Source organism: Siccirubricoccus soli (assembly GCF_024178315.1).
Lineage (GTDB): Bacteria > Pseudomonadota > Alphaproteobacteria > Acetobacterales > Acetobacteraceae > Siccirubricoccus > Siccirubricoccus soli.
The window spans coordinates 104363-130306 of sequence record NZ_JAMZIK010000030.1; the positions used below are offsets into that span (position 1 = coordinate 104363).

Annotated in this window: 20 protein-coding genes and 2 pseudogenes; 9 read left to right on the forward strand and 13 right to left on the reverse strand. The window is 68.3% G+C overall.

All coding sequences use genetic code 11. The features are described 5' to 3' along the window. Positions 1–448 precede the first annotated feature (448 nt). From NJ376_RS05815 to NJ376_RS05830, 4 genes are all read left to right on the forward strand, one after another. A complete protein-coding gene (locus tag NJ376_RS05815) occupies positions 449–1048 on the forward strand; it encodes a recombinase family protein (protein WP_252952288.1) in 600 nt (199 codons plus the stop codon). 250 nt (positions 1049–1298) lie between these two features. Next, positions 1299–2123 carry a recombinase family protein gene (locus NJ376_RS05820; protein ID WP_252952289.1) on the forward strand — a complete coding sequence of 275 codons (825 nt, stop codon included), beginning with the start codon at positions 1299–1301 and terminating at the stop codon, positions 2121–2123. Between the two features lie 544 nt (positions 2124–2667). After that, complete coding sequence (locus NJ376_RS05825) at positions 2668–3270, forward strand: hypothetical protein (RefSeq protein ID WP_252952290.1); 603 nt, start codon at positions 2668–2670, stop codon at positions 3268–3270. 105 nt (positions 3271–3375) lie between these two features. Then, positions 3376–3993, forward strand: coding sequence for a recombinase family protein (locus NJ376_RS05830; protein ID WP_252952291.1), 618 nt, complete (start codon positions 3376–3378; stop codon positions 3991–3993). Positions 3994–4396: 403 nt separating this feature from the next. Here NJ376_RS05830 and NJ376_RS05835 read toward each other — a convergent pair whose 3' ends face one another. From NJ376_RS05835 to NJ376_RS05875, 12 genes and pseudogenes are all read right to left on the reverse strand, one after another. Beyond that, entirely contained in the window at positions 4397–5077 is a 681-nt protein-coding gene (locus NJ376_RS05835) for an extensin-like domain-containing protein (RefSeq protein ID WP_252952292.1), read from the reverse strand. A 1017-nt stretch (positions 5078–6094) separates the two neighbouring features. After that, positions 6095–7210, reverse strand: a complete 1116-nt coding sequence (locus NJ376_RS05840) for a lipase family protein (RefSeq protein ID WP_252952293.1) — start codon at positions 7208–7210, stop codon at positions 6095–6097. A gap of 212 nt (positions 7211–7422) precedes the next feature. Further along, positions 7423–7554, reverse strand: a pseudogene (locus NJ376_RS29155) (transposase); the annotation flags it as partial. Positions 7555–7684: 130 nt separating this feature from the next. Beyond that, a pseudogene (locus tag NJ376_RS29160) lies at positions 7685–7951 on the reverse strand (transposase); the annotation flags it as partial. A gap of 509 nt (positions 7952–8460) precedes the next feature. Beyond that, a complete protein-coding gene (locus tag NJ376_RS05845) occupies positions 8461–10116 on the reverse strand; it encodes an AAA family ATPase (protein WP_252952294.1) in 1656 nt (551 codons plus the stop codon). After that, a complete protein-coding gene (locus NJ376_RS29165; protein ID WP_370287985.1) occupies positions 10109–10732 on the reverse strand; it encodes a bifunctional DNA primase/polymerase in 624 nt (207 codons plus the stop codon). Before NJ376_RS29165 ends, NJ376_RS05845 begins: the two co-directional genes overlap by 8 nt. 216 nt (positions 10733–10948) lie before the next feature. Then, a complete protein-coding gene (locus tag NJ376_RS05850; protein WP_252952295.1) occupies positions 10949–12202 on the reverse strand; it encodes a hypothetical protein in 1254 nt (417 codons plus the stop codon). A 2-nt stretch (positions 12203–12204) separates the two neighbouring features. Further along, positions 12205–12432, reverse strand: coding sequence for a helix-turn-helix domain-containing protein (locus tag NJ376_RS05855; RefSeq protein WP_252952296.1), 228 nt, complete (start codon positions 12430–12432; stop codon positions 12205–12207). 618 nt (positions 12433–13050) lie between these two features. After that, positions 13051–15468 (reverse strand): putative bifunctional diguanylate cyclase/phosphodiesterase, encoded by a 2418-nt coding sequence (locus NJ376_RS05860; protein ID WP_252952297.1) that lies wholly within the window; start codon positions 15466–15468, stop codon positions 13051–13053. 128 nt (positions 15469–15596) lie between these two features. Further along, positions 15597–16121, reverse strand: a complete 525-nt coding sequence (locus NJ376_RS05865; RefSeq protein WP_252952298.1) for a molybdopterin-dependent oxidoreductase — start codon at positions 16119–16121, stop codon at positions 15597–15599. Between the two features lie 200 nt (positions 16122–16321). Next, on the reverse strand, positions 16322–16681 hold the full coding sequence (locus NJ376_RS05870; protein WP_252952299.1) for a 6-pyruvoyl trahydropterin synthase family protein: 360 nt from the start codon (positions 16679–16681) through the stop codon (positions 16322–16324). A 697-nt stretch (positions 16682–17378) separates the two neighbouring features. Next, positions 17379–18689, reverse strand: a complete 1311-nt coding sequence (locus NJ376_RS05875; protein ID WP_252952300.1) for an MFS transporter — start codon at positions 18687–18689, stop codon at positions 17379–17381. Positions 18690–19490: 801 nt separating this feature from the next. Here NJ376_RS05875 and NJ376_RS05880 point away from each other — a divergent pair. Next, a complete protein-coding gene (locus NJ376_RS05880) occupies positions 19491–19697 on the forward strand; it encodes a hypothetical protein (RefSeq protein WP_252952301.1) in 207 nt (68 codons plus the stop codon). Positions 19698–19958: 261 nt separating this feature from the next. Beyond that, positions 19959–20504 (forward strand): fasciclin domain-containing protein, encoded by a 546-nt coding sequence (locus tag NJ376_RS05885; RefSeq protein WP_252952302.1) that lies wholly within the window; start codon positions 19959–19961, stop codon positions 20502–20504. A gap of 139 nt (positions 20505–20643) precedes the next feature. Here the strand turns inward: NJ376_RS05885 and NJ376_RS05890 are convergent, their stop codons facing one another. Continuing rightward, a complete protein-coding gene (locus NJ376_RS05890; RefSeq protein ID WP_252952303.1) occupies positions 20644–21693 on the reverse strand; it encodes a zinc-dependent alcohol dehydrogenase family protein in 1050 nt (349 codons plus the stop codon). 152 nt (positions 21694–21845) lie between these two features. Between NJ376_RS05890 and NJ376_RS05895 the strand changes: the two genes are divergently transcribed. The 3 genes from NJ376_RS05895 (at position 21846) to NJ376_RS05905 (ending at position 25937) form a co-directional block, all read left to right on the forward strand. Beyond that, complete coding sequence (locus NJ376_RS05895; protein WP_252952304.1) at positions 21846–24269, forward strand: penicillin acylase family protein; 2424 nt, start codon at positions 21846–21848, stop codon at positions 24267–24269. A 60-nt stretch (positions 24270–24329) separates the two neighbouring features. Beyond that, entirely contained in the window at positions 24330–25103 is a 774-nt protein-coding gene (locus NJ376_RS05900; RefSeq protein ID WP_252952305.1) for an arginyltransferase, read from the forward strand. Positions 25104–25430: 327 nt separating this feature from the next. Continuing rightward, positions 25431–25937 carry a hypothetical protein gene (locus NJ376_RS05905; RefSeq protein ID WP_252952306.1) on the forward strand — a complete coding sequence of 169 codons (507 nt, stop codon included), beginning with the start codon at positions 25431–25433 and terminating at the stop codon, positions 25935–25937. The last annotated feature ends 7 nt before the right edge of the window (positions 25938–25944 follow it).

Sequence of the window (25944 nt, forward strand, 5' to 3'; positions counted from 1 at the left end):
GTGCACTTGGTCGGCCGATGAGCCGCAGCGACCGGATCCAGGATCCCGGCGGCCGCGGATCGCGCAGAAGACGCGGGTTTCAGGTGAGAGAGAAGGCCGGGGTTCATTCGGGCGCACCCGTTGGATGATGAAGATTTTCTAATAATATAGATCAGAATAGACCAAAATCGTATAGCGAGCATCCGACAATACCCTACAATACTCAACTATTTTATGCCCTACATCTGATAATACGCCTTCATCCGTATAATCACATTAATTTGGGCAGCGAGTCTTGTGATTGCGTATTTCGAGCCAATTCGCGAGTCATCCTGCGCACGTTGCTTGCTAGGAGGGCTGACATGCCAGGGCCAGGGCACGATTGCCGTCGCCTTACATATGTCTGTGGACCGGTTGCCACGCAGCAGGAGCTACGCAGCACGTATCGCGCGCCACGGAGGGCGGGGCCGTGACCGCCTATGGATACGTTCGTTCGGACTGGCCGGAGGGGTACCAGCCCGAGACCGAGCAGCGCGCCGAAATTTGCCTCGCCGCTGCACAGGCAGGCGTGGCGCTGACGGAGATCTTCGAGGACAACGCCTGGTGCCGAGCGCGGTTAATGCGTTCTCGACCCGGCGGGAAGGCGCTATTCGCCAAGATCGCCGCAGGCGACACCCTTTTCGTCGCTAGCCTCCTTCAGCTCTCCCGCCGTCCGCTTGACGTGCTGAACCTGCTGCTAATGCTGAAGCGAAAAGCCATTGCGCTTGTCGTGACCAATATCGGCCCGCAGCCGATAACCGGCCAGGACGAAATGCCGGTGGTGACCACCTTGCTCACTGCAGCAGCCACTCTCAGTCCACATCGAGGTGGGGAGCGCGGCCTTGGCGTAGAGCACCATCCGCAGTCCTCATCGATTGCCCGACTGCAGGAAATCGCCATCGATATCGAGAGGCACCTTGGTTTCTGGCCCGGCAACGCGCAGCCGTGGATGGTGCACTACGCGGAATCCCACACTGTGATCGCTAACGACGCAGGGGGCAGCGGCGCGGAGCTGAATGATCCTGCTTAAGCGCTGCAATTTCGGTGGCTGGAAGGTACAGGGGTGGTGCTCCCCGCGGCTCGTCGACAGCTCTTTCCAAGCGATTTCGCTGAAGCTGCTCGCCACAGAGCCATGGGGCCTGGCGCGACCGACAACGCGAGCCAGCAGGCAGTTGGCCAAGCCGAACCGCCGCTCCTCGCCACCCCAATCACCACGCCGCCGAGGCGCCTGGAGGGAACGCCCGCGATGGGCTGGAGCACCTTGCCTGGGAGCTGATGCTATGAGCGTCTACGGATACGTCCGCGCAGGTAAATCCTGGGAGGCCTCAACGGCTGCCGAGCAGCGGGCAGAGATCGCCAGCGCGGCAAGGAGGGCGCTGATGGAGATCACCGAGATCTTCGAAGACTATAACGTCCATAGAGACCTCCCCTTGGAGGCTCGGCCAGGCGGTGCTGCAGCGCTGTCGACGCTGACTGCCGGCGATACGCTGTTCGTCGCTAATCTGAACCGCGCGTTCAAGGATCCCTCGGACGCGTTGGCCGTGATCGGTATGCTGAAGGAGAAGTGTGTCAACCTTATCGTGTTGGGACTAGGGACAGCCCCGGTCACTAGCCCGGCAGAAAGCCACCTCGTCAGCACGTTGCTCAGCGCCGTCGCAGCGTTCCATTCTCCGCTGCCGGGCCGTCAGTTCCGCTATCACACGTCGACCCTGACTCGCCTCCGCGAAATAGCCGCGGAAATGGAAGCCCTCCTAGGCTTTCACGCGAACTTGCCGGGCTCGAACGACTCCCCCGCGGCCTTGAAGCTCAAGGTCGGGGAGTTACCGCCGGCGCCGTTCCCGCCGGACATGCTTCTCACACAGGATGAAGCAGCCGCACGGCTCAGGATATCGAAGAAGACGCTGTACCGGCTCAGGGCCGCAGGGAAGGTGCGCTTTCTGCCTGGCCGGCCGGTCAAACTGATTGCCCGCGACGTCGAAGCCCTGATTGCGGACAACACCGTCAAGAACCCCGTACCTCAGCCCCCGCGCCAACTCAGCCCAACCGCGCAGGTGAGATTGATGCGGCTCCGTGACCGCATCCGCCGCACGGCGAAGAAGGGCTAACCGCCTGAACCGGCGCCTCTCCGCACGGTCCTGCATACAGACACCGTACGGGAGTTTGCCCACGAGGCGGCTGATAAGGTTGGAAAGGAGGAGAAGCGGCGTCGGCGGTTGCACCGGGTTGGTGGAAGCCCTGAACTATCTTGAGATTCCGGGAGGTGTCAGTGGAGATAGTGAAAGCGCGTATTTGGCCCCTACACCCGGGGGTATCCTTGTCTGTGTCCGGCACGGACGCGTGGCAGCTATGCTTCGCGGTACACAAGCGGGTTCGGTTAAAGCGACGTTTCTTATTGATTTATATTGCGACGTATTCCACGATTGTGACCGGAGCCTGATAAACTCCGCTGCTACAGTCGAACCGCCCGATATGGCATCTATCTACTGCGCGCCATCCTCCGGGGGGCATGCGTGTATGTCCGAAGGTGCCGCTTCGCCGCGGCTGCCCAAAGACGCATGCGCCCGTCTGTAGCCGGGTTATCAGCCCCCGGAGCTGCGCGCCCTGATAAGCGAACTGCCCCGGCAACCTGTGGCTACAGGATGTTGCACGATGGGTGCCGTCATCGAATCTCGCTTTTTTCGCTTGGCCCAAGCGTACCTCCACGCCCCTGCGATGGAGGACCGGCAGGTTGCACTCGGCGCCATGTTGGACCTGGCGATGGGCCCGGACAGCGCCGAGGCCACTGCAGCCCGCATGTTCTCCGCCGACACCATGGGCGTATCGCTGACCTGGGAGTATGGGAGCTACACGGCGACGCTGTCCCGCCCGATCCCCGTGTACCGGGAGGGAGAAGTTGTCGTGCTCCGGCCGGGGCAGCAGGCTGGCGCCCCAGCCGACATCGTGGCCACGGGTGGCCAGCGCCGCCCCTCGCCCATGCCGAGTGATGCGCCTCGCCAGGGAGAAGAGGCACGGCTTGCGCTCGCTGTGCGGAAGCTGGACGGAAAGGCGCCGCCCGAGAGCCGGGCCGAGGCTTTCGAGGCCATGATGTGGCTGGCGACCACTGCGGCCAGTCAAAAGATGCGCGAGGCAGCCTGTGCCGAGCTGGCGAAGCACGGGGTACGCCTCCTGCCCGCGGGCAGTCAGGCCGAATCCGGCGCTGCCCAGCCCATACGGAAAACCCGGTCACCGCGCCGCGGCAAGACCCGCGGTTAACCGCGGCCGCGCCGCCGGCGTTTTGCCCATACGGGAACCAAATGTTTTCCGTATGGCGCGGGCCGCTGGCGCGGCCTCCCTCCTTCCCCCGCCGAGGAAACCTCCATGCCACGCGGTCAGCTCAAACGCGCAGCCCTATACCTCCGGGTATCGACCGACGGCCAGACGGTTGAGAATCAGCGGATGGTCCTGCTGGAGGTGGCAGAGCGGCGAGGCTGGCCTGTCGTCGCCATCTATGAGGACGCCGGCATCAGCGGCGCCGGCGGCCGCGACAAGCGGCCTGGCTTCGACCGCATGCTGAAGGATGCTGCCCGCCGGCGCTTTGACGTGCTGATGGTGGCAGCGGTCGATCGGTTGGGCCGCTCCACCGCTACGGTGTCCGTCGCGCTAGCCGAGCTGGCGGCAGCCGGGGTGGAGCCCTACAGCCACCGCGAGGGCATGGACGGAACCACGGCCTACGGCCGCGCCATGCTGAACATGGCCAGCGTCTTCGCCGAGCTCGAACGGGACCTGATCCGGGATCGGGTGAAAGCCGGCCTGGCACGGGCAAAGGCGCAGGGAAGGCGCTTGGGCCGCCCCACGATCAGTGGCGCGACCGAGGCGGAGATCCGCGCCCAGCTCGCCGCTGGCACCGGGGTGCTGAAGGTGGCGCGAACCCTTGGAGTCGGTGTCAGCACGGTGCAGCGGGTGAAGGGCACCGCCGCAGCGGCGGCCACGCTGTAAGGCGGGCGCCGATAGGCGCGGAGTGCTGACGGCCTACGACACCCGGGTTCCGCCACCGAGTGTGGAGGCCCGGCGCGCAACGGCCTCTGGTCGTGTTGCGCCTTCCGCCGGGGCCGACGCCATCCCCCCGACACCGGGCAAGGTGATGTAAGCACGGGCGCGGCTGAGCCCAATACCCTGACTTGCTGTGTCGCGGCACTGCGAGGCGACGCACGGGATTGCAGCGTCCTGCGGCGCTGCGGTGCCAGCCACGATACTGGCGAGGCTCAGGGCGGTGTCAGGCGGATGGCCCAGCCGCTCCGCCACGACCACGGCCCAGAGGGTCAGCACGGGGGCTCGGTTCACGTGAATCGGAGGAGAAGCTGCGGGCATAGCGCTTCTACGCACGGGCTGGCGCAGGGCTTCACCTGCAGCCTCGCCACCGGCCCATATCGACGTGGAAGTGGTTTTGGTGCGCCGCGTTATAGTCGGGGCCGAGCACGAGGTTGAACCACCGACAGGCTCCATCGCGCACCGCACGAAGGAAGGCGGCCTCCGGGCCAGGGCGCGGCCAGTCCCGCGCTACGCTGACCTGACGGCCGCTGGATAGGACGAAGGCAGCAACGTCGATCGCGTTGGCGGAGGCATGCTCGCTGCGCCGGCCCGCCGCAGCATGGTTGACGTTCCGGCAGTTGTAGGTACCCAGGTGGCGGACCTCCGCCACCTCCGCCCCGAGGTGCAGCCGGGCGGCAGGCTGCAGCGTATTGCGCTCGAACAGCGTCCAGGCCGCGGCCAAGCGGCACGTCGCCAGCGGGGAACGCGGCACCACCCGGCTGCCGGCAGGTAGCAGCACCGCGTTCTCCACCTCGCAACCACTGTCGGATAGCCGGTCCGGCGCCCTGACAACGGGAATGTCCGAGGCCGTGAAAGCCGCGAAGCAGGCCGATGGGCTTTGCGACAGCCACCAGAGCTTCAGGTCGGTAACCGGGTTGGGCGGAGCATCCAGGTTGAGCGGCGCCCGGGGGTCCCACTCCGGTGGGAGGTACCGCAGCGAGAGCAAGGCAACCCCGATCAGCATGGCGAGGAGGAGGAGAAGCAGGCGCACGGAAGGTAGATGGGGCCGGGCACCGGGATGGTCACCAGGCCCGTGCCTTAGGCCGGGCGGGCACGGTACATGGGGGCGAGCGCACTCAGCCGTCCCGAGGCCCCACAAGGCGTGAACCGGGCTCCCCACCCGGAGGACCGGCGTTGCGCGCCGGGAGGGGCGACGCCTAACCTATCAGCGCCCTGCGCCGGAGCATCCTGGGTCCGGCCGCGAGGTGTAGCCCCACTGTCCTTTTGCTGCACGCAGGGCGCTTCCGCTTGGCCAGCAGTCGATCTGCTTCCGGCAGCCTCGTCGGGGGACCGCATGGTTCGGCTGGCTGCGTCGGGACGCTAGGAGGCGGCGCCTGAGCTGCAGCGCCGTGCGCAGGGTGAGCCGTTCCGGCCACCAGATGGCGGACGGCTGCTTGCCGCCGCATCCGGGGCAGGTAAGGCGCGACTGGCACCGAAGTGCGACGGTGACGGAGACAAATGCCCCGGGTGCAACGGTCGATGCTCGGGCTGCACCTGAAGCCAAGCCCATCCCTTGGCACGGGGCACTGAGACCTACACTCGCAAGCAGGCAGCGCGAAAGCGATAACGGCGGTGTGGACGGTAAATCGTCATCCCCACGCTGCTTGGTTCGCATCGTCCGATGCTGTCGCGCCCCGCGTTTTCACCGAGCCGGCGCAATATAGGTCCGGTTCGGACCTAACAAGCTCACGCGCCACAGACGAGTCGGCGGACCAGCGAAACCTACCGCTACCGCGCCACCGATCTATGCCGGCGCATTCGCTTATAGATCTGGCACGGAGGTGGGTGCCGCTCCTGCCGCTATTCCACCAAACCGGTGGAAGCGCCGAGCCAGCGCCAGGGGGTCAAAGGGGTCAAGCGGGGTCAAACACCCCTTCTGACCACCCGGGCACGGGTGGGAAGGGGGTCAAAGGGGGTCATCTCTCTATAGAGATGACCCCTTGACCACCCCCAGCCCCTTAAAGCGTGCTTCGCCTTTGCGCCCGGTTGCTGCCGTGGCAGCCAGGCTTTAGCGTTCCGCCGATGCGACAACCTGGCCCGGTACGGCGCACGGTGTGTGGCCGTCGGGCTGGAACGGGACCGCGTCTGCCCCGCCGGCCCGCTCAGCTCCGGCTCCCCTCCGGTAGCGCGCCGCCGCTGCAATCGCCGCACTGTCCGAAGTACTCGGCAGAGGCGCGCCGGACAGCTGCGCAAGCCGATCGACGTAAAGCTCCATGCTATGTTCATTCGTCTGCGAACGAAGCGCTCCGATAAGCGTCCGCGCCGCCGCGCCCGGCAGCTCCCGCTCGACATCCACGGTGCCGGGCATCCAGAAGCGCCCGCCCGGCATGAGCAGTAGCAGCTGCCCGAGATGCTGGTAGTCGGTAAGCCGGTTCCCGGTGAGCCAGTCCAATCTGAAAAAATGGCTCCCCTTTGACTCGCTTACCGGCACGATGGTGACCGGGTCGCCGCAATTCACCACACGGATAAAGGATTCGTTGATCCAGAAGAGCCCGGCGGCGCCGTCGTTGCTGAACACCTTCGGCTGCCCATACGTGAATATCCCCTGCACCTGGTACGGCGGTGTCCTCTGTTCCGCCCGCATGTACAGGCCGAGCACGAGCGCCGCCGCACCGCCCAGCGAATGGCCGGTCAGGACCACGGGTTTCGACGGGTCGAGGCGTCCCTTGTCCCGGATGTCGCGATAAATCGCCTCAGCGACCCGCCGGAACCCGGTGTGCAAGGCCGTGCCCAGGGGGTCGTCCGACGCGCGCCGCGTGTCCAGATCGATCAGCGCGTCTTCCAGATTCGCCGTGCCGCGCACCGCTACCACCTGTACGTCGCCACTCGTGTCGACCAGATAGATGGCGCGATGCTCCCGCCTGGCGCCCTCCACCTTCACGCCGAAGCAGGGAATGTCTAGCGTCACCACGGCCGTGTCATGGCAGGACGGTTCCGCGTTCCTGGGTACATAGGCAGCCAAGGAAAGGTCGGCGTATCGTACAATCTGTGGCAGTTGCGACCGCAGCCGCCGTTGCATGGCCTCCTTATCGACCGGCGGCACGAAGGCGGCGCATCCCGCCATCGCCGCCGCAAGCATCGCCGCCCCCAGTGTCCGCACCCGTCGGCGCATCGTCATCCGCATCTCGCCGTCCCGCCCCGTCGTCCCAAGGAAACGTCATGATGATGACGCATCCATCTTGGGCTGAGAAGAAGCCTAGCGCGGGCACATGGATCACCACGGGAGACCTTTGCGAAAGGCGGGTGTTGGGACTTGGCGGGACGCTTGGGTCATGCGGACGGTCGCCGGGAGCGCCCCAATGGTCGTGGGGCCACCCGACGGGCGCAGCTTTCCCGTCAGGCGGTGAGCCGTTCGGCCCGGCGCAGGTTCATGGCGGTGCAGAGCAGGTGCAGATGGGCGCTGTTGCGGACCAAGCCGCGGTAGCGGACCCGCCGCCAGCCATAGCTGCGCTTCAGCGTGCCGAAGGCGCGCTCGACCTGGCCCGGATCGGGGCGAGGTGCGCCTTGAAGCCGAAAAAGCTCCTCTGGCCGCGCCGGGTGAGGAAGGGCGTGGTCTCGCCCGACGTTCCGTCATCCAGCCCGACGCCGCAAAAGCGGCGGAAGACAACCGGTCGGCTAGCGCCTCCTCAAGGCCGGGGTCGGAGAGCTGGTACCACTGCGCCAGCAGCAGCGCGTGGAACAGCGCCAACGGCGGGTAACCGGGCGGCCGGTCGATGCCCGCAGCGGCGCCCTGTCGATCAGGCCGGCGATCCGCGCCAAACGGCGGTTCGAGCCGGCACCCGCCGGCAGCAGCGCCTCCGCGAGGCTCCCCTGTCCGATCCGCCGCTGGCCCGCCCGTGCCTCCGCCATCGCACCGCAGGCCCAAGCGAATCAGCCTCGGGCACCATCAGCAAGGCATTTCGCAGAGGTCTCCTGAGAGGCACCGGAGGCCACCTCGATCGCGCACGAGGCCACTGGAACTCTCCACTTTACTGCTGTGAGCTATTTTCCTCCGCCGCCGCTACTAGACTGCGCACTCGCTCTAAGTGATCGGAATACGCGACCGCCAAGAGCAAGCCGCGCGGCGGTGCAGAAGACCAATGCACCCGTGCTGACAGACACCAGCAGGTTAGCACCTGGGTGAAGATGCCATTTTGCCTGTAGCAGCAGCACGGAAAGGCTGGCAAAAACTGTGGCCGCCAGCCCTGGCGCGACCTTTCCCAACAACCAAAGGGGGGTGCGGCCCAGATACTGCAGCACACGCCGGGGCTGGCATGGCCGAACTAACGTTCGACAAGGCCAATGCGCTTGCCTCGGCGCTCTCGATGGATCGGCGCCGAGCTTGCTGCCGGAGGCCTACATCGGCACAGTCGAGGGCGCCAGAGCCCGTGCTTTCTAAGGGTGGAAGTGTGCCGCGGCGGCATCCACGCCATGATGCGACCTAGGAGGAGCGCCCTGGTCGCCGCGAAGCTCTCTAGCCACCTCGCCGGCTCCCTGAACCGCCCTAACCGCCCATGCCTTGTCGTCCCGAACGGCGACGAGGCCCTTTTCCACAAGTGCTTCCCTAGCGCGTTTGAATGCTCGGTACCGATCCTTTGCATCCTCCGCTGCTGAGATGCCTCGGCGGTCGCATTCCTTGCGCCACGCATCGACGCAGACGCCCTCGGTGCTGGTTTCGGGGTACCCGTCCCCAACCGGAAGCGGGGCACCGTCAGTCTCGATGGAGGCGTGCAGCGCACCCAGGGCTGCCTTCTCGATCTTCGTCAGCTTCGCCTTAGGGCGAGCAGCGCCGGCAGGCACTTCGGAAGCCAGGGCAGCAGTCTCCGGCTCGCCGTCCTCATCGATTCCAATGGTTGCTCCCTGGACATCGAAGTACCAGGTGACCCCGTCAGAAGGCCCATTGCGGTTCTTGCCAAAGGTGACGGTGCGTACCCGCTCGCCAGGAGCAGGCGCGGTAACCTCCAGCGTGAGATCGACCGCGCCGTTGAGCAGGGAATGTCCCCGGGGGCCGCGGTCGTTGTTCTTGGTGCCGTGGTGCAGCACCAGAACCGCGGCGCCCGTCGGCGCGGAAAGTGACCTTAGCGCGGCCACCGCCCGCCCCATGTCCTCCGACTCATTTTCTCGCAGCCCAGGAAATGCCGCGGCCATGGTGTCCACGATGACGAGATCGGCACCGCATTCCGCGATCCGCGCCTGCACATCGGCAAGGTCGGAGGCGCCGCCCAGGTTTGGCGGGATGTCGATCAACAAGAGATTCGTCGAGGGACCGTGGGCTTCCCACAGCGCGCGCACGCGTCCGCGCATCCCGTGTCCGTCTTCAGCCGCCACGTAGAGCACTCGGCACTGTCGCACTCGCTTGCCGAACACTGAGCGCCCCTGTGCCGCGGCCAGGGCGATGTAAGGCGCCAGAGCCGATTTGCCGGCGCCAGGTGGCCCGAAGAGGATCGCTAGGTCACCGCGCCCAAGCACGCCCTTGATGAGGTAGGGGCGCGCGACCGAAGTGATGCAATCCTCCATGGAGCGCAGCGGGAACCTATTGGTCGCGCCAGGGGCGGTGGCGACGCTGGCCACCAGTGGGCTCGGGTTGCCGGGTACGAGCACCGGCGCCTCTACCCCGGCGAAGTCGGTCAATGCGCCGCCCGTCCAGCCCCCAGCTCGAGCTCGGATCTCGACCCAAGGCCACCCCACCCGGAAGGGGGGCTTCTGCTGGTTCCACTTCGCATCGAAGTCGATGTGCGTGCCGCTGCCCCCGCCGGTCCAGCGGTTCGTCCAGTCACGTGCCAGCTCGCGCCCGTCGTCATCCGCCAGACCGGCAGCGGCGGCACGGATGGCGCACAGGCCAGGAATCCACTCGTCGTAGCCTCCGTCATTCGGGACATGGGCCAGGGCTTCGGTTAGCGCCTCCAACGACGGGGCGCGGAGGGACGCCTGGTCCACCGCCGCCCGGTCGGCCTGAGCCGCACTGGAGACTGACAGCACCTCGCCACCGATGATCTCTATAGCCCCTTCCAGTGCTCGCAATAGATCGTCTACGGACGGCAAGTTACGCACCGGGGAAGCCTCCGGTTTCTGGTAGCGCGCTCAGAGTGGGGCGCCCATCCGGCCAAGCATAGGGCTTCAATGTCTGTGGATGAATTCCATCGACGACGACCTGCTGGCCGCGCGCTAGGATCTCAATGGCGTGCTCCCCAGTCGGAAGTCGGAATCGCACCTTGCGCTTCGTCACTTCGCCCGCTGAGCGGTACAACAGCATCATGCGCGGTGCCCGCCCGATGCGTGGCGGCGAGGTACCTAGCGTCCTCTCCGATACCATACGCATTGTTTGCGCGGCGGCTGAATCGGATACGTCGATGTCAACAGCGATGATTTCGCCGAGTCGCAGCCCGACGTTGGCGCCCATCTCAGTCCAGCGAGCCAGGTCGTCGGCTGTGGGCTCCGGAGCTGCCCTCCAGTTGTAGCTGTGCCAGCCGTTCGCGCCACGAAGCCCTGGCACCTTGCCCCGCTGATTGAGGGGCACCGAACTACCGGGCGCCATCAGCACCAGTGGTGGGATAACAGGCAAGAGATAAGGGCCGAACCCACGCGCTGACCAGTCAGCAAAGGTCCCGGGCTGCACAATGTCCGGGTTGCCATTAGCCACTGGCGCGGCCCCCCTGCGAGAGGACATTCCCCGGGCTCTGGCAATCGATTTGGTCGCCGACCCAGCGAGCTTCCAACTGGCGACCTCCACCAAATCGGTTGATTCTTGTGGTGCTCCATACTATATCCATTCTTGTATCTCCAAAGCTTTAGGCGACCGCCGCAAACGGTCGTTGATCCTTCAGAGGCCGGGCCCGTCAGCTCGGCCTCTTCTTGTTTTCAGGGCTTTGCTAGGGTTCGCATGTCATGCGGGAGTGACCGCCGCATGCCTAATCTCCAGCCATCGCTGGTACGCCGGTACGGACGCGAAGAACTCTCCGGTCCCGACGGTGGCGACGCGACCATCCAACTTCCACGCCGCATCATCCGGGAGTTCCATCAACGTGCCGGCGGGCGTGATCGGACCCGCAGCACCGCCGATCCAAGCCCATCCGGCGACGGGCGTCTCCATGAGGCGAATGCTGCCGTCGTCATCTGTGGTAGGGAATAGGACGCTCATGGCACGCACTTCGGGCCACGATCTCCCGCACAGCGAAAGCGTCGTGCCAGTCGGCAAATCGTGCCGAGTACCGTCATGCATCACCGCGACGCCTGGAGCGGACGGGAACCCGTCCATCTCGACTTGCGCGATGTCTGCGACGCGAACTGCGACCCGCTGCGCCGTGAGAGCGAAATGCTGCGCACCCCGGGCACGTGCCCGCACCTGCCGGTATCTGGCCCTCGCTGCTAAGCAGCGCATCTGCAGCTTCACCAGCCAGATGCGCCATGCTGATGGACGCTGCGGCATCAGACCGGCCCCGCCAGCCGCCCGAACGCTCCGGGGTTGCCTGGCAGCATCTTGGAGCCGCCGTCTGGCCCGCCAAACAGCGTTGCCATCCAGCCGTTCTCGGGCGTCGGCCCGTTGCCGATACCCCCCCGCGCCCACGACCATCGCGGCGCCATTGAGGAGATCCCCGACAAAACGCCAATCGGAGCCTTTCTGTTTGGCCGCTGCGCGCTCCGCCTTGTTCGCTTCCATACTCCCCTGCGCGAAGCTGGCCTCGCGGGCGACACCCTGGCCGGAGCGGTTGACGGCGATGCGCCCGCCTAGCAGCGCATCCGCCCAGGACTCCAGCGCCGCCTTGCGCTTGGCTTCCTCGCCCAGCGTGGAGGCGTTCGCCGCGCGGCGCTGGTCGACGGCATCTCGCACCACCTGGGGGGCATTCTCCTGCCCTGGCAGGTAGGTCGGGATGGAGGGCTCGGCCGCGGTGCGGTAGGCATCCTCTCGCTGCTGGCCCGCCTTGGCCTGGGCGTCCTGGATGTTCTCCTGCTCGAACGCCTGACGGCCGGTGTCGACGGCAGCGCGCTGGCGATCGGAAAACTCCTGCTGGCGCAGCGCCTCGGCGGCAATGGCGCGCTGTTCGGCATCGCGGGATTGCTGCTGGCCGATGACCGGGGCGGTCGTGCCTGCAGCCGCCAGCGCGGCAGCGATGTAAGCGGCTGAAGTCAGCTCACACATTTTTAGACTACCCGGGCAGACGGAAGCGACTGGAGCCAGCTTTCCAGGTCCCCCGCCAGAATCAGTGTCCGGCCGGCGATTTTCCTCGCGGTAAGGCGCCCTGCCCGAATCTCACCATAGAGCGTTGTGCGGCCGACCCGGGCGAGGTTGTAGGCCTCCGGGATCGTGTACACCGGCCTCTGCCGAAGCGCGGTCGTATGGTCAGTAATGACCTGCTCATCGACTTCCATGCTTGCCTCTTCGTGAATACTGGACAGCGGCGTCCACGAACAGCATAGCAAGACCGGTCCCAGCCAAACAATATACTTTATTAGGTCGACAACAGTATTGACGCTTGTCTCGTCTAATGGACCGACCGATTAAGTAGGCGCTTATCTCTACACTTGGTGGTCACGTTGGGACGACGTTTGACGACGACACCGTAGGGTGCGTTAGGCTGTCGGCTTCCCGCACGCATTAAGCGTCGCTTTCGCCAGAGCCATTTGAGATACCACTGGCTGCAGGAGCCTAGCGACGGGCGGCCGCACCCAATGCGCACCCAAAGGCAGCCCGGCCGTATAGTCGCGGCCTAAGGCTTGCGATACCGCCCACCCCACAAGAAGACCATCATGGTGAACATGGCCTGACGTCCCGGCGGCGGCACTCGGTATCTCGGTGGCCCGGAGCAATATCCGATCAGGTGGAATCCCCTGATCGGATGTCTTGCTCCAGCTATCCTGCGAGTCTCAAGCCGACAACCGCATTCGTCCCACCATCCTGCCCCGCCCCCCCCGTCGCGGTGGGGTTGCGTGCATGGCCAGCACCCACCCCGCGCGACGCGCTGCGCAGGGGCTGACGACACAGCCGTATCAGGCATGGCGGCCGCTGACCACCGCGACTCCCCCGATCAATGCGGGGGCTGGCTGGCGCACGAAAAAGCGGTCGAGCGCGGTGGCAGGAGCGGCGGCGCCCCAGAAATAGCCCTGAGCCTCGGCGCAGCCCGCCTCTCGCACCAGTTCGAGCTGTGCGGCAGACTCGACCCCCTCCGCGGTTGCCACCATGCCGAGGCTCGTCGCGAGCCGGGCGATCGACCGGACGATGGCGCGGCAATCCTCGCGCGTCACCATGTCACGGACGAAGGACTGGTCGATCTTGATCTTGTCGAGCGGAAAATTGCGCAGATAGCTCAGGGACGAATACTTCGTCCCGAAATCGTCCAGGGATATCCCGACGCCCAGCGCCCGGAGGCGGTCGAATGCGGCAACGACCGCGTCATTGTCCTGCAGCAGGACAGATTCCGTAACTTCCAGTTCCAGCCGGCGCGGCGCCAAGCCGGACTCCCTCAGCGCCGAGCCGATCACCTGCAGAAGATCGTTGCTGGCGAACTGCACCGCAGAGACGTTGACCGCGACCTTCACGTCCTGGGGGAAATTCGCCGCTTCCCGGCAGGCCTGCCGCAGCACCCATTCGCCGAACTGCAGGATGAGGCCGGTTTCCTCCGCCAGCGGGATGAAATCGGCCGGCTGGACCAGGCCACGCACGGGATGCCGCCACCGCAGCAGCGCTTCGAAGCCGGCGAGCCTGTTCTCCACGATGCTGTAAACCGGCTGATAGTGGACCTCGAGCTCATGACGGTCGAGCGCGTGCCGCAGATCGGCCTCGAGCTCCATCTTCGTCTGCAACTCGGCCGCCATAGACTGCTCGAAGATCCGATACGTCCCTCGCCCTTCCGCTTTCGCGCGGTAGAGCGCCACATCGGCATGCTTCATCATGGCCTCGGCGCTCAAGCCAGCGCCGTTCGCCCAGGCAATGCCGATGCTCGCCGCGACCGAGGCCTTGTAGCCACCCAGGCTGAACGGCATCGCCAGGGCCTCCGTGATGCGCTTTGCCAGCGCCTCGACCCGCTCGGTCACGGCGGCACCGCCGACTGCCAGAATCGCGAACTCGTCTCCACCGAGCCGGGCGACGATTCCGCCGTCGTGCAAATGCGCCTTGATGCGTGCCGCGGCGGAACGGAGGAGCAGGTCGCCCGCCTGATGACCGAGCGTATCGTTGACGTTCTTGAAGTTGTCGAGGTCCATCAGCAGCAGCGCCATGGCCGTCCCGCCATCGCCATGGTCCCGCAGCGCCTGCTGCAGCAGTTCGCCGAAATGCCGGCGATTCGGCAGATCGGTCAGAGCGTCATGATTGGCGAGATGCCGGATGCGCGCCTCGGCGCGACGGCTCTCGGTGACGTCTTCATAGGTCGCAACCCAGCCCCCATCGGCCAGCGGACGGTGGGATACCCAAAGCGATCGTCCCTGATCGTCTTCCCGCACAAAGGTCGCCGCCTTCGCCCCGGCTGCGAGCATTCGGTGCTCGGCCCAGACAGCCTCCGTGGCGCGGGCGCCGAAGCCGCCGGCCGTACCGGCACGGCGCAGGATGTCGGCCGCATGCACCCCCGGTGTCGCCGTGCCGCGTGGCAGGTGAAACATCTCTTCCAGCCGGCTGTTGCAGACGATGACCCGGTGCTCGGCATCGAACATCGCCAATCCCTGCGGCATGTTGCTGAGCGCCGCGTGGAAAAGCTGGTTCTGCCGGCGCAGCTCGGCATCGCGGGCCCGCAGCGTGGCATTCTGCTTGCTGAGCGCCGCCATCGCCTCCCGCACCTGAAGGTTGGCGTGGGACAGGCTCTCGCCGGTCTTGCGCAGGCTCTCGACCAGGGAACTGACATCCGCATTCGCCTTGGCCAGCAGACGATTGTGCCAGGCGGCCAGCGCAGCCAATAGCAGCGAGGTGGCGATCAGCCCCATCAGCAGCCGCGAAAACTGCCAATGCAGGGCCGCAAGCTCCTCGTAATCCTCCTGCGCAAGATCGGCGCCGCGCGCATGCGCCAGCGAGGCAAGACGGGCCATTCGGGAATTAAGGGCCTCGAAGCTCCGCATGAGCTGCGAGACGGCACCGGCCTGATCGAGCGAGGCGAGCAACGGACGCGCCGCTTCCACCGCGCTTGCCAGGGAAGCGACGATCTCGCTCACCTCCGGGTCGGCGCGGACGAAAGCGCCCACTTCGCCGGCGCGGAGAACCGCCACGCGGCTCGCGAGCAGGTCGAGCCACGTCTCGACTTCCTCCCGCTCCGCATCCCCGTGGCGGAGGATCAAAGCGCCCAGCGCCGCCTGAAGCCGGGACACCTCATGGCCCGCCTGGGCAGCGGTCCAGCCGAGATTGTACCGCGATGTGTTCCGCAGGGCCTCCTGGCGTTCCTGAACCAGGCCGGAGACATGTGCCGCGCTGAGGGCGAGAAGCACCGTGGCAGCGACGAGCAAACCCTGGAAGCGCGATCGACTGAACCGCGACTTTCGCGTCCGCATGGCGGCGTGAACGGGGGGCGTAGCTGAGGCAGGAGACTTAGCGGGGATCGAGCCTCCCGTTTCGCTCATCTTACGACGAGTCGGGCCACCGACCAGGCGGAGCGGCTGTAGTACAGCCGGGTCCTCAGTTCGGGGCTGGAATCATAGGGGTAGACGATGAAGAGCGGTCCCTTGTCGCTGACCCGCATGGGCTCGCCATTGCGCAGCAAGGCGAGGATCACGCCGAAGCGTGCGAAGTCGGCGACCGGGATGTCCGTCGAATAGTCGTTCAAGGCAATCGCCGTGACCGTCTCGCCGGTGGCCCCGACCGCGTCCATCAGCTTCGCCAGCGGTACCCCGTCGAAGCGCATGGGGCCGTCATACCACGGGGAGTTGGTGACGATGGTGTCAAGGCCGAAGGCCTCCAGCATCGGCCGATCGAAGACCGCGGCGTCCCCCTGGTTGGTGTGCCGGATCCGGCCCGATACGGTGAGGAGCGGGCGCTGGCTGGGCGTGGGCAAGGGCGGCCTGCCGCCGTCGCCCTGCCCATGCGCCTCCGGTGGAAGGATCAGGGCCGGTGCGCAGGCCGCCCCGGCCGCCAGAGCGAGCACCCACCGTCTGCCTCGGCGATCCATCCGGCTGTCCCTCCCTCCAAACTGCCCTGCCCCAACACTGTCGGGCTCGGAACCTGCGCCGCAGTGCGCCGCTCCCCTCAAGGGCAGCAGCTTCCGCCGGGCTCCGGTGATCGTGCCACTCTCATCGGCGCCTTGGCGTCCATGGGCGCGGTCCCGATCAGTCCTGGCGCAGCCCTTCAGCGGTCGTCCCGGCTGTAGATGGTCCCCTCGGCGGCGCCTTCCGCACCGCGCCAGAGTTCCACGCGCTGCAGGCCAGGCAAGGCGGCGTCCAGGCGGTTCCAGATCCAGCGCGCGACATTCTCGAGCGTCGGCATCTCAAGGCCTTCGATATCATTGAGATATCGGTGGTCGAGCTGCTTGCGGACCGAGTCCAGAACCGGCGCGACTTCCAGCAGGTCATGCGACCAGCCATAGACGGGGTCAGGGTCGCCACTCATGACGACCCTGACCTTGAAGCTGTGCCCATGCAGAGGCGTGTCCGGTGTCGTTTTGTGCGCGGCGTCGAAGGCAAAGTCGCGGAAGGTCAAGGCGGGCATTGCCCCGGACTCCAGAAGGTTGAATTTGTTGGGTCGAGTGGCGATTATACGCCACCGCGCTCACTTTTGCAGCATACGCGAATCATTTGCCAGAGTGTTATCGATTAAGCTATGGCTGCCAATGGCCATGGCAGGGCCACCGGCTGGGCGGTCCGGCTCGCCGCCGATCCGCCAACCCCTTCGTCCTGGCGCGGCCCGTGCCGCGGGCGTGGGTGCACTGACACCGGGGATCCCTCGGTACCCTGTCGCCGGGACGTCCGCCGAAGCATGCCGGCACAGGCATCGCCCGGCGGCTTCTGGGCACGGGCCACAGCCTCCTCGTCACGCTGCCGGACAAGCGCGGCACCGCCAGGCTGCCGGGCCGTGCCCGCATCGCCAGGCGTGACCGCCGGGCACCGGTCGGCGGCCGGCCGCCGCACGTCCTTGAGCGGGCGGAGCGCATGACGGGGCGATGGATCGGACAGGTCGCTTTCGCCGGCGCCATCGGACATGCCGCCGGTCAAAGCGCTGTAGCGGCGAATCCCTGCACCGGAGCGCGCCCGAATTCCTCGGCCATTCCCGACGCCAGAAGGCGACCACCATGGTCGCCATGGGCTGATCCCGGGCCCGGCGCGCCCTGCCTGGCGAGCGGCGGACGCCGGTCAGCCGCGCCACCTGACCGGCGTCCTCGTTCAGCACGCTACCCGGCGTGGCCGCTTCACGGGTGCTGCTCCCGCTCGAATACCTCAAGCTGCGCCCCGAGAACCTTGCCCTTCGTCTCCGGCCCCAGATAGACGCCGATGATGAGGAGGATGAGCGAGCCGATCGTCGCGTACATCATCGGCAGCGCGAAGCCCATCTCCCGGTTCACCGCATAGTAGGTGAGGATCGGCGCGACGAAGCCGCCCCAGATGGCCCCCTGGTGGTAGACGAAGCCGGCGGCGGAGGCGCGGATCTCGGTCGGAAACCGCTCCGAGAGCCAGCAGGGGTTCAGCGTGTCCTTGCCGCCGACGACCAGGGCCTGCAGCAGGAAGCCGAGCGTGAAGATCATCGGGTCGATCGTCGTCAGATAGATCGGCGTGATGAAGATGGCGATGGCGCAGGGGATGATGAGCGCCCAGCGCCGCCCGATCCGGTCGGACATGGCGCCCCAGAAGGCCGCCGAGACGAAGACCAGGATGTTGCCCCAGAACAGCGGCGTCGCCACCATCGCCGGCGTCCATCCCAGCTCCTTCTGCAGATAGGTGCCGGGCAGCGCCCAGATCGAGTAGTAGACGCAGAAATTGGCGGCCATCCAGAGGCAGCCGGTCAGCGTGTTCCACAGGTATTTCCGCTTGAAGATGGCGAAGAGCGGCAGCGTCACCTGCCTGGTGCTGGCCTGGATCTTCTGATTCTCCGCCCAGATCTCCGGCTCCTTCACATAGGCGCGGATCCAGAGGCAGACGAGCGCCGGCAGCACGCCGAGGATCAGCATGCCGCGCCAGCCATAGCCCGGTCCCAGCCGTTCCAGCGGCTCGTAGAGCAGGCCGTAGGCGGCGGCCGAGAGCGCATAGCCGAGCCCCCAGGACCCCTGCAGCACGCCCGACATCAGGCCGCGCGACCGTGCCGGCCAGGATTCCATGGCGAGTGCCGCGCCGGCCGGCCATTCGGCCCCCATGCCGATGCCGAGCAGCGCCCGGAAGAAGAACAGGAAGGCGAAGTCCGGCGAGAATCCGGCGAGGAAATTACATATCGAGTACCACAGGATGGAGATCATCAGCGGCGCCTTGCGGCCCATCCGGTCGGCCAGCCAGCCCGCCGCCGTGGCGCCGAGGAGCCGCAGCCACAGCGTGACGGCGAAGACGGCCGTGACGGCGGTGAGCGGGACGTCGAATTCCCGCGCGATCGGCAGCATGATGAGCAGGAAGATGGTGAAGTCGAACGCATCCAGCGTCCAGCCGAGCCAGGCCGCCAGATAGGCGTACCACTGGTCCTTGGTGGGTTCCTTCCACCAGGGCACGGCTTCTGCGCCCTTCACCGCTACGGGCATGTTGACCTCCCTGTTTGTCGTGTTCTTGCTTGTCCGCCCTGCCGGGGTGTCGCCAGGTGCAGCCTTTGGACGGCACCCCTTCTGCGGCCGAGCGGGCCGCTGATCGGCCGTGGTGGCGCAGCCCTGCCGAGGGCGGTGGCCGACGCCATCGGATGTCGCCCCGGTCTCCGCACTCCGGATCTGGCCGGGGCTACGGCCCGGTGCCTTCGGCGTGCCGTCAGTGGGACGTCGCGGTGGCCGCGTCAGTCGCCAGGACCGTCGCGGGCGCGCTGTTGTTGCGGTGCGGGGCGTGCGCGGCCGGCCGGCGATCCTTCGGCACGCCTTGAGGTGCGGCTCGGCATCCGGTCCTCCCCCTGAGCGGGCAGAGGCGAAGACGGCACAGGGTCGGGGCAGCGATGGTCGCAGGTCTCACGCAGCCAGGATGGCCCCGATCGGTCGCAACGGCTCTTACCCGGGGGCGACGCTAGAGCAGATCGCGTTCAGATGGAATCATCTGAACGCGCGAAGATGCTCGCAAAACAACGGCCTGGAGCATGCTGCGTGAGCGCAAGCGAACGCCGCATGCTCCAGAACCCGCGAAGGCGGAGGAGCAACAGGCTTCTGGCGGCAACGCCCGCTCCGTCCCGCCTCGGCCCGCCATGCGCCGGGCGGCACCGGCAGCGGCGACGGCGCGATGCCCGGCAGCATCCCGGCCGCGACGCGGGGTTTCATCCGGCCGGAAGGCGGGTGACCGCAGGCACAGCCAGGACAGGGCGATCGGACGCATCTCCGGCGGGACGCCAGATGCGGAGGAATCGACTCATGCTCCCCTGTTGCCCCGCCAGCTGCCAGCCCGCCAATGACGCCGGCACCGCGAGGCCGCGGCGTGACGCGTTGATCGCGGCGGGCTCGGGCGGGCTCTGGCTCGCCCTCGCCAGCGACTGGCTGCAATCCGCCCCCGCCACCCGCCCGGACCGCGGGACGGTCGTGGCGCCCTGCCCCGAAACCGAGCGGCCAGCCGCGGCCTGACCTCCGCGTTGCCCCGGCCGGGAACGGGCTGCCCGGCCATGGCCGCCAGATGCGGCTGCCGGGCCGGGCGATGCCCCGCCCGGCATGCCCGGCATGTGTCGTAACATTCTGATCCGGCTGCGTATTTCGCCAACGCTGCACCGCGAATGTGACCGCCGCACCCCGCCCGGCGGGCGTAGGGTGGCTGCCGGGACCATCGCACCGTGCTCCGGGTCGCGGACCCGCTCCCGACGCGGCACGGCCAATGACGGGCGAGCAGGAATGCAACATCGTGGCCTCATCGCCGGCGCGGCAGCGGCGGCCCTCTGCCTGGGCGGCGCTGCCGCCCATGCCCAGGACTGCATGGCCGTCATGGCACGAAACCCGCAGCTCAGCACCTTCGTCGGGTCCCTGGAGCGCACCGGCGTCGCCGAATTGCTGCGGAGCCCGGGCCCCTTCACGATCCTCGCACCGACCAATGCGGCGATCGAACAGGTGCCGGTCAACATCCGCAACGACCTCATGGGATCGCAGCCGAGAGACAGTTTCGACCCGATACGGGGACCGGCCGTGGTCAACGCGCATATTCTCGACGGCAAGCACATGGCGAGCGAGACGGCCGGCCGGCAGGAAATCAGGATGCGGACCAGGAACGGCAATGAGCTGATCCTGAACCGCCAGCCCGACGGGCACTACAGCATCACGCCCGGGGGCGGTGGATTCAGCGCCGGCGGTGCGCACCGCATCCAGCCTGCGCATGTCGTCCAGGCCGATATCCCTTGCAGCAATGGCGTGGTTCACATCGTGGATCACGTCCTGGTGCGCTGAACGGCCCCGGCCAGTCCTCGGGCGCCCGCACCTCCAGGGCAGTGCCGGCTCCGGATGCGGGGTGGCGCTCATGCCCGAGCGCCACCCCGGTTCAGCCATGCTGCGCGGCCGGGCCGCAGCCAGGCCGCGCGATCGCGCCTCAGATCAGGAACACGCCCTTGCCGGTGTTCTGCTGGTCGAAGAGCTTGTAGGCCTCTTCCGCTTGGTCGAGCTTCCACTGGTCGGTGAACAGCTTGTCCACGTTCAGCTTGCGGTCGATGATGAAGCGCGCGCACTCCGCCTGGCCGACATTGGAGAAGGTCCAGGAGGCGATGACCGTCGCCTGCCGCCGCAGCATGTCCGGCGAGACGTCGATCGTCACCTCGCCGCCCTCGCCGACGAAGCAGCAGGTGCCCCAGACCTTCAGCGCGCGGATCGCCTGGATGCGCGCCTGAGGCGAGGAGGAGGTGTCGAGGGTGAGGTCGGCGCCGAGGCCGTGGGTCAGCTCGCGGATCGCCTCCACCGGGTCGGCGTTGGAGGGGTTGATGGTCTCCGCCGCACCGAATTCCCGCGCCCGCTCCAGCCGCTGCGGCGAGATGTCGAGGGCGATGACGCGCGCGCCCATGGCGGCGGCGAGCTGCGTTGCAGAGAGGCCCACCGGGCCCTGGCCGAAGATGGCGATGGTGTCGTTGCCGGAGATGTTCATCCGCCGCAGCGCGCCATAGGCGGTGCCGGTGCCGCAGGAGATCGCGGCGCCGGCGGTGAAGCTCAGCTCCTCGGGCAGCGGCACCAGGGTGTTGGCCGGCACGCACATGTAGTTGGCATGGCCGCCATGGCTGTTGTTGCCATAGACCTTCACGCTGGTCTTCTGGCAGAGCTGCTGCCAGCCGGTGCGGCAATGGTTGCAGGTGGTGCAGCCCTGGTAGTGGTGCACCATCACCCGTTGCCCGACCTGCGCCTGGCGCGGATCGACGCCCGGCCCGATGGCGGCGACGACGCCGCAGGGCTCGTGCCCCGCGATGGTCGGGCCGGTGGGGGTGGCGAGGCCGTTGTTCTGCCGCACGCCCTTCGGCCGGCGATACTGCTTCAGGTCGCTGCCGCACATGCCGGAGGCCTTCATCTCCAGCACCACCTCGCCGAAGCCCGGGGTGGGGTCCGGGAAATTCATGATCTCCAGCTGCCGGTCGCCGGTGAACACCACGCCACGCATCGCGCTTCCTCCTCGCTTGCTTGGGCGGGATGCTAAGCAGGTTCGCGCCGACTGGAAACCGCCGGCGTGATGCGGCCAGCCGGAGACGCAGCACGGCGGTGCGCCCCGGCCGCGGTGGACGAGTGCCCGGCGCTTCGCGCATGGTGCGCCGCATGGACGCCCCCCTGTCGAGTTCCGGTTCCGCTGCGCGCCGGAGGCGACCGCGGCACACCCGCCGCCTGCGCTCCGGCTGGCGCTGGGTCTGGCGGGGCCTCGCCCTGCTGGTGCTGCTGCCCCTGCTGCTGGCCGGTGCCGCCGCGGGGGCGCTGTGGTGGAGCCTGCCGACGCGGGAGGCGACGCTCACCCTCCCCGGCCTCTCCGCCCCGGTGGAGGTGGCGTTCGACACCCATGGCATCCCCCGCCTGCGCGCCGCCAACGAGCGCGATGCGGCGATGGCGCTCGGCCTGCTGCATGCGCGGGACCGGATGTTCCAGATGGAGCTGATGCGGCGCGGCGCCGCCGGCCGGCTGGCGGAGCTGGCCGGCGGCGCGGCGCTGCGCAGCGACCGGCTGGTCCGCACCCTCGGCCTCGCCCGGCGGGCCAGGGAGGATCTCGCCACCCTGCCGCCCGAGACGCGGGGCGTGCTGGAGGCCTATGCCACCGGGGTGAATGCCTGGATCGCCGCGCGCGGCCGCTTCGCCGCGCCCGAGTTCATCGCCCTCGGCGCGCCGGAGCCCTGGGCGCCGGAGCATTCCCTGCTCTGGGGCAAGATCATGGGCCTCTGGCTCTCCGGCAATTGGCGGGAGGAGCTGGACCGCGCCCGCCTCGCCACCCTCCTGCCGCCGGAGCGCCTGGCCGCGCTGACGCCGGAGGACCACACCCCCGGCCGACCGGACCAGGCGGTGCCGGAGCGCGGCGCCTTCCGGGATGAGGGCCATCTCGCCCGCCTCGCCGCCGCCCTGCCCCGCTTCCCGGAGCCCTTCACCCTGCCCGGCTCGGCCAGCAATGCCTGGGCGGTGACCGGAGCGCACAGCGCCTCCGGCGCGCCGCTGCTGGCCAACGACCCGCATCTCGGCTTCCAGGCGCCCATCCTCTGGTACCTGGCGCGGGTGGAGCTGCCGGGCGGCCGGTTCCTCGCCGGCGCCACCGCGCCGGGCGTGCCCTTCATGGTCATCGGCCGCAACGAAAGCCTGGCCTGGGGCTTCACCACCACCACCTCGGACACCCAGGACGTCTTCGTCGAGCGGCTGGCCGGCGAGGGCAGCTACGCGGCGCCCGGCGGCCCGCTGCCCTTCGCGGAGCGGCGGGAGGTCATCGGGCTGCGCGGCGATGCCCCGGTGCCGCTGCGGGTGCGGGAGACGCGGCACGGGCCGGTGATCTCCGACCTGGATGCCGAGCCGCCGCGCGACACGGTGCTGGCCGTCGCCATGGCCAACCTGGCGCCGGGCGATACCGCCGCCGCCGGGCTGCAGGCGCTGAACCGGGCGCGGAGCCTGGAGGCGGCGCGGGAGGCAGCGGCGCTCATCACCACCCCCTCGCAGAACCTGATGGTCGCCGAGGCTTCCCCGGGCGGGGGGCGGATCGGGCTGTTCCTCACCGGCCGCACCCCGCTGCGCCGGGCGGGCGACGGCACCCTGCCCGTCCCCGGCTGGGATGGCAGCCATGACTGGCTGGGCTGGGTGCCCTTCGCCGAGCTGCCGCATGTCGTCGCACCCGAGACCGGCGTGCTGGCCAATGCCAACAACCGCGTGGCGCCGCCGGACCACCCGGTCTTCCTGGCGCATGACTGGCCGGCGGATTGGCGCTTCCGCCGCATCGGCCAGCTGCTCGGCGCGGCGCCGCGGCAGGATGCGGCAGGCTTCGCCGCCATGCAGATGGACACCGTCTCGCTCTTCGCCCGGGCGGCGCTGGCGGAAGACGGGGTGCTGCGCCGCCTGCCGCGCCCCTCCGGGGCGGCGGGGCAGGCGCTGGACCTGCTCCTGGCCTGGGATGGCGATGCCCGCGCCGACCGGCCGGAGCCGCTGATCTTCAACGCCTTCGCCCGCCAGCTCGGTCGGCTGGCCCTGGCGGCGGGCGGGGTGCCGCCCGGGGCCTGGGAGGCGCGGAGCCGCTTCCTCCTGGGCCTCCTCTCCCCCGGCGCCGATGCCGCCGCCTGGTGCGCCGGCGATTGCGCCGCCCTGGCCGGGCGGGCGCTGGACGCGGCGGTGGCCGACCTCGCCGCCAGCCAGGGCCCGGACCCCGCCGCCTGGCGCTGGGGCGCGCTGCACCGGGCGCGGTTCGAGCACCCGCTGCTGCGCGCCATTCCCCTCCTGCGGGACTGGGCGCGGCGGGAGGTGCCGACCGGCGGCGATGCCGAGACGGTCGCCCGCGGCGGGATGGGGCCTGGCAGCTTCACCCATGTCCATGGCGCGGGGCTGCGGCTGGTGGCCGACCTCGCCGCCCCGGCCGGGATCCGGGCGATCATCGCCACCGGCCAGTCCGGCCATCCCCTCTCCGCGCACTGGGCGGATCTGCTGCCGCTCTGGCAGGCGGGCGGAACGGTCTCCCTGGGCCCGGAGGCCCCGGCGGAGGGCGGGCGGCTGAGCCTGCGGCCGTGAGCGACATGACAGATTCGAGTGGTTGATTTCCCGGCGCCGCACCGTGAGACTGGCGGGGAAATGCTGCAACGCCCACCCCGACGGCCGCAATTCTTCTACACGACAGCCCCCCTGCCCTGCCCCTACCTGGCCGGCCGGACGGAGCGGAAGGTCGTCACCGAGCTCACCGGGCCGGAGGCGGAGGCGCTGCATGACCGGCTGTCCCGCGCCGGCTTCCGCCGCAGCCACAACATCGCCTATTCGCCGGTCTGCCCCGGCTGCAGCGCCTGCATCCCCATCCGCATCCTGGCCGAGGCGTTCGAGCCGAACCGGGCGCAGCGGAAGCTCGGGAAGATCAACGCCGACATCGCCGGCTTCGAGATGCCGGCCCGCGCCACCGCCGAGCAATTCGCCCTGTTCCAGCGCTACCAGCGGGCCCGCCACGGCGAGGGCGACATGGCGGCCATGGGCTTCTACGACTACCGCGCCATGGTCGAGGACACGCCGATCACCACCGGGATGATCGAGTTCCGCGACGGCCGCGACGTGCTGCTCGGCGCCTGCCTGACGGACTGGCTGAGCGACGGGCTCTCCGCCGTCTATTCGTTCTATACGCCGGAGGCGGAGCGACGCTCGCTCGGCACCTGGGCGATCCTCTGGCTGGTGAAGCGGGCGCAGCAGCTCGGCCTGCCCTTCGTCTATCTGGGCTACTGGGTCCCGGAGAGCCGGAAGATGTCCTACAAGAGCCGCTTCCGCCCGAGCGAGGTGCTGATCGGCGGGAGCTGGCGCGTGCTGCAGGAGGAGGAGCGGGCGCCCGAGCCGATCGACTGCCAGGTGAAGGAGTCGATCGGCTAGAGCAGCCTCCGAGCCGAGGGATCACGGCGTGAGCCCTCGGCTCAAAGATAAGCTGCTCTGGATATTGATCTGGAGCATGCTGCGTTCGCTTGCGCTCACGCAGCATGCTTCAGGCCGTTGTTTTGCGAGCATCTACACGCGTTCAGATGAGGCCATCTGAACGCGATCTGCTCTAGGCACCTGCCTCCGCTGGGGCGGCCGGCCGCGCATCGCCGTCGCCGCACCGGTCTCCCGGCCTGCCGCGCGAGACGCGGCCCCGGGCCCGCGCCGCGGAACGATCCCGCCGCGCCGGTAGCGGGCGGCGCCGCGCAGCGCCACATTGGGGCGATGGCTCCGCAGATCCACCTGGCCGAGGCGCCCGACGGCGCGCTGACCTATGCCGTCCCCCTCGCCCCCGAAGCCCTGCCCCCGGTCCGCCCGGAGGAGTTGCTGGAGGCCTGGCGCCTGGCCCGCCGCGCCGCCGCCCTCCGGCAATGGGGGCCGCGCCGCGTGCTGCTCTTCCCCCGCCCGGATGGGGAGATGACGGAGCTGGCCATCGCCGACCCCGATGCCGGCTGCTGGGCGGAGGCGATCGACCGCGCCGCGGGCCTCGACACCATCGGCGGCCTCGCCCTCTGCCTCCGCCTGCTGGCGCTGGTGGAGGTGCTGACACGGGCGCCGAGCCTCGCCGCGCTGTTCGAGGTGACGGCGGAGGGGATCGAGATGCACCCGGCCCTGCTGGCCGCGGCCGCCGCCCTGCCGCTCGACGCCGCGGCGCGGTTCGACGAATCCAGGCTGCGCAGGCTATTGTCACGCGCCTTGCCGGAGAGTGGCGCGCCGCGCCGCATAGCCTGAAAGTCTC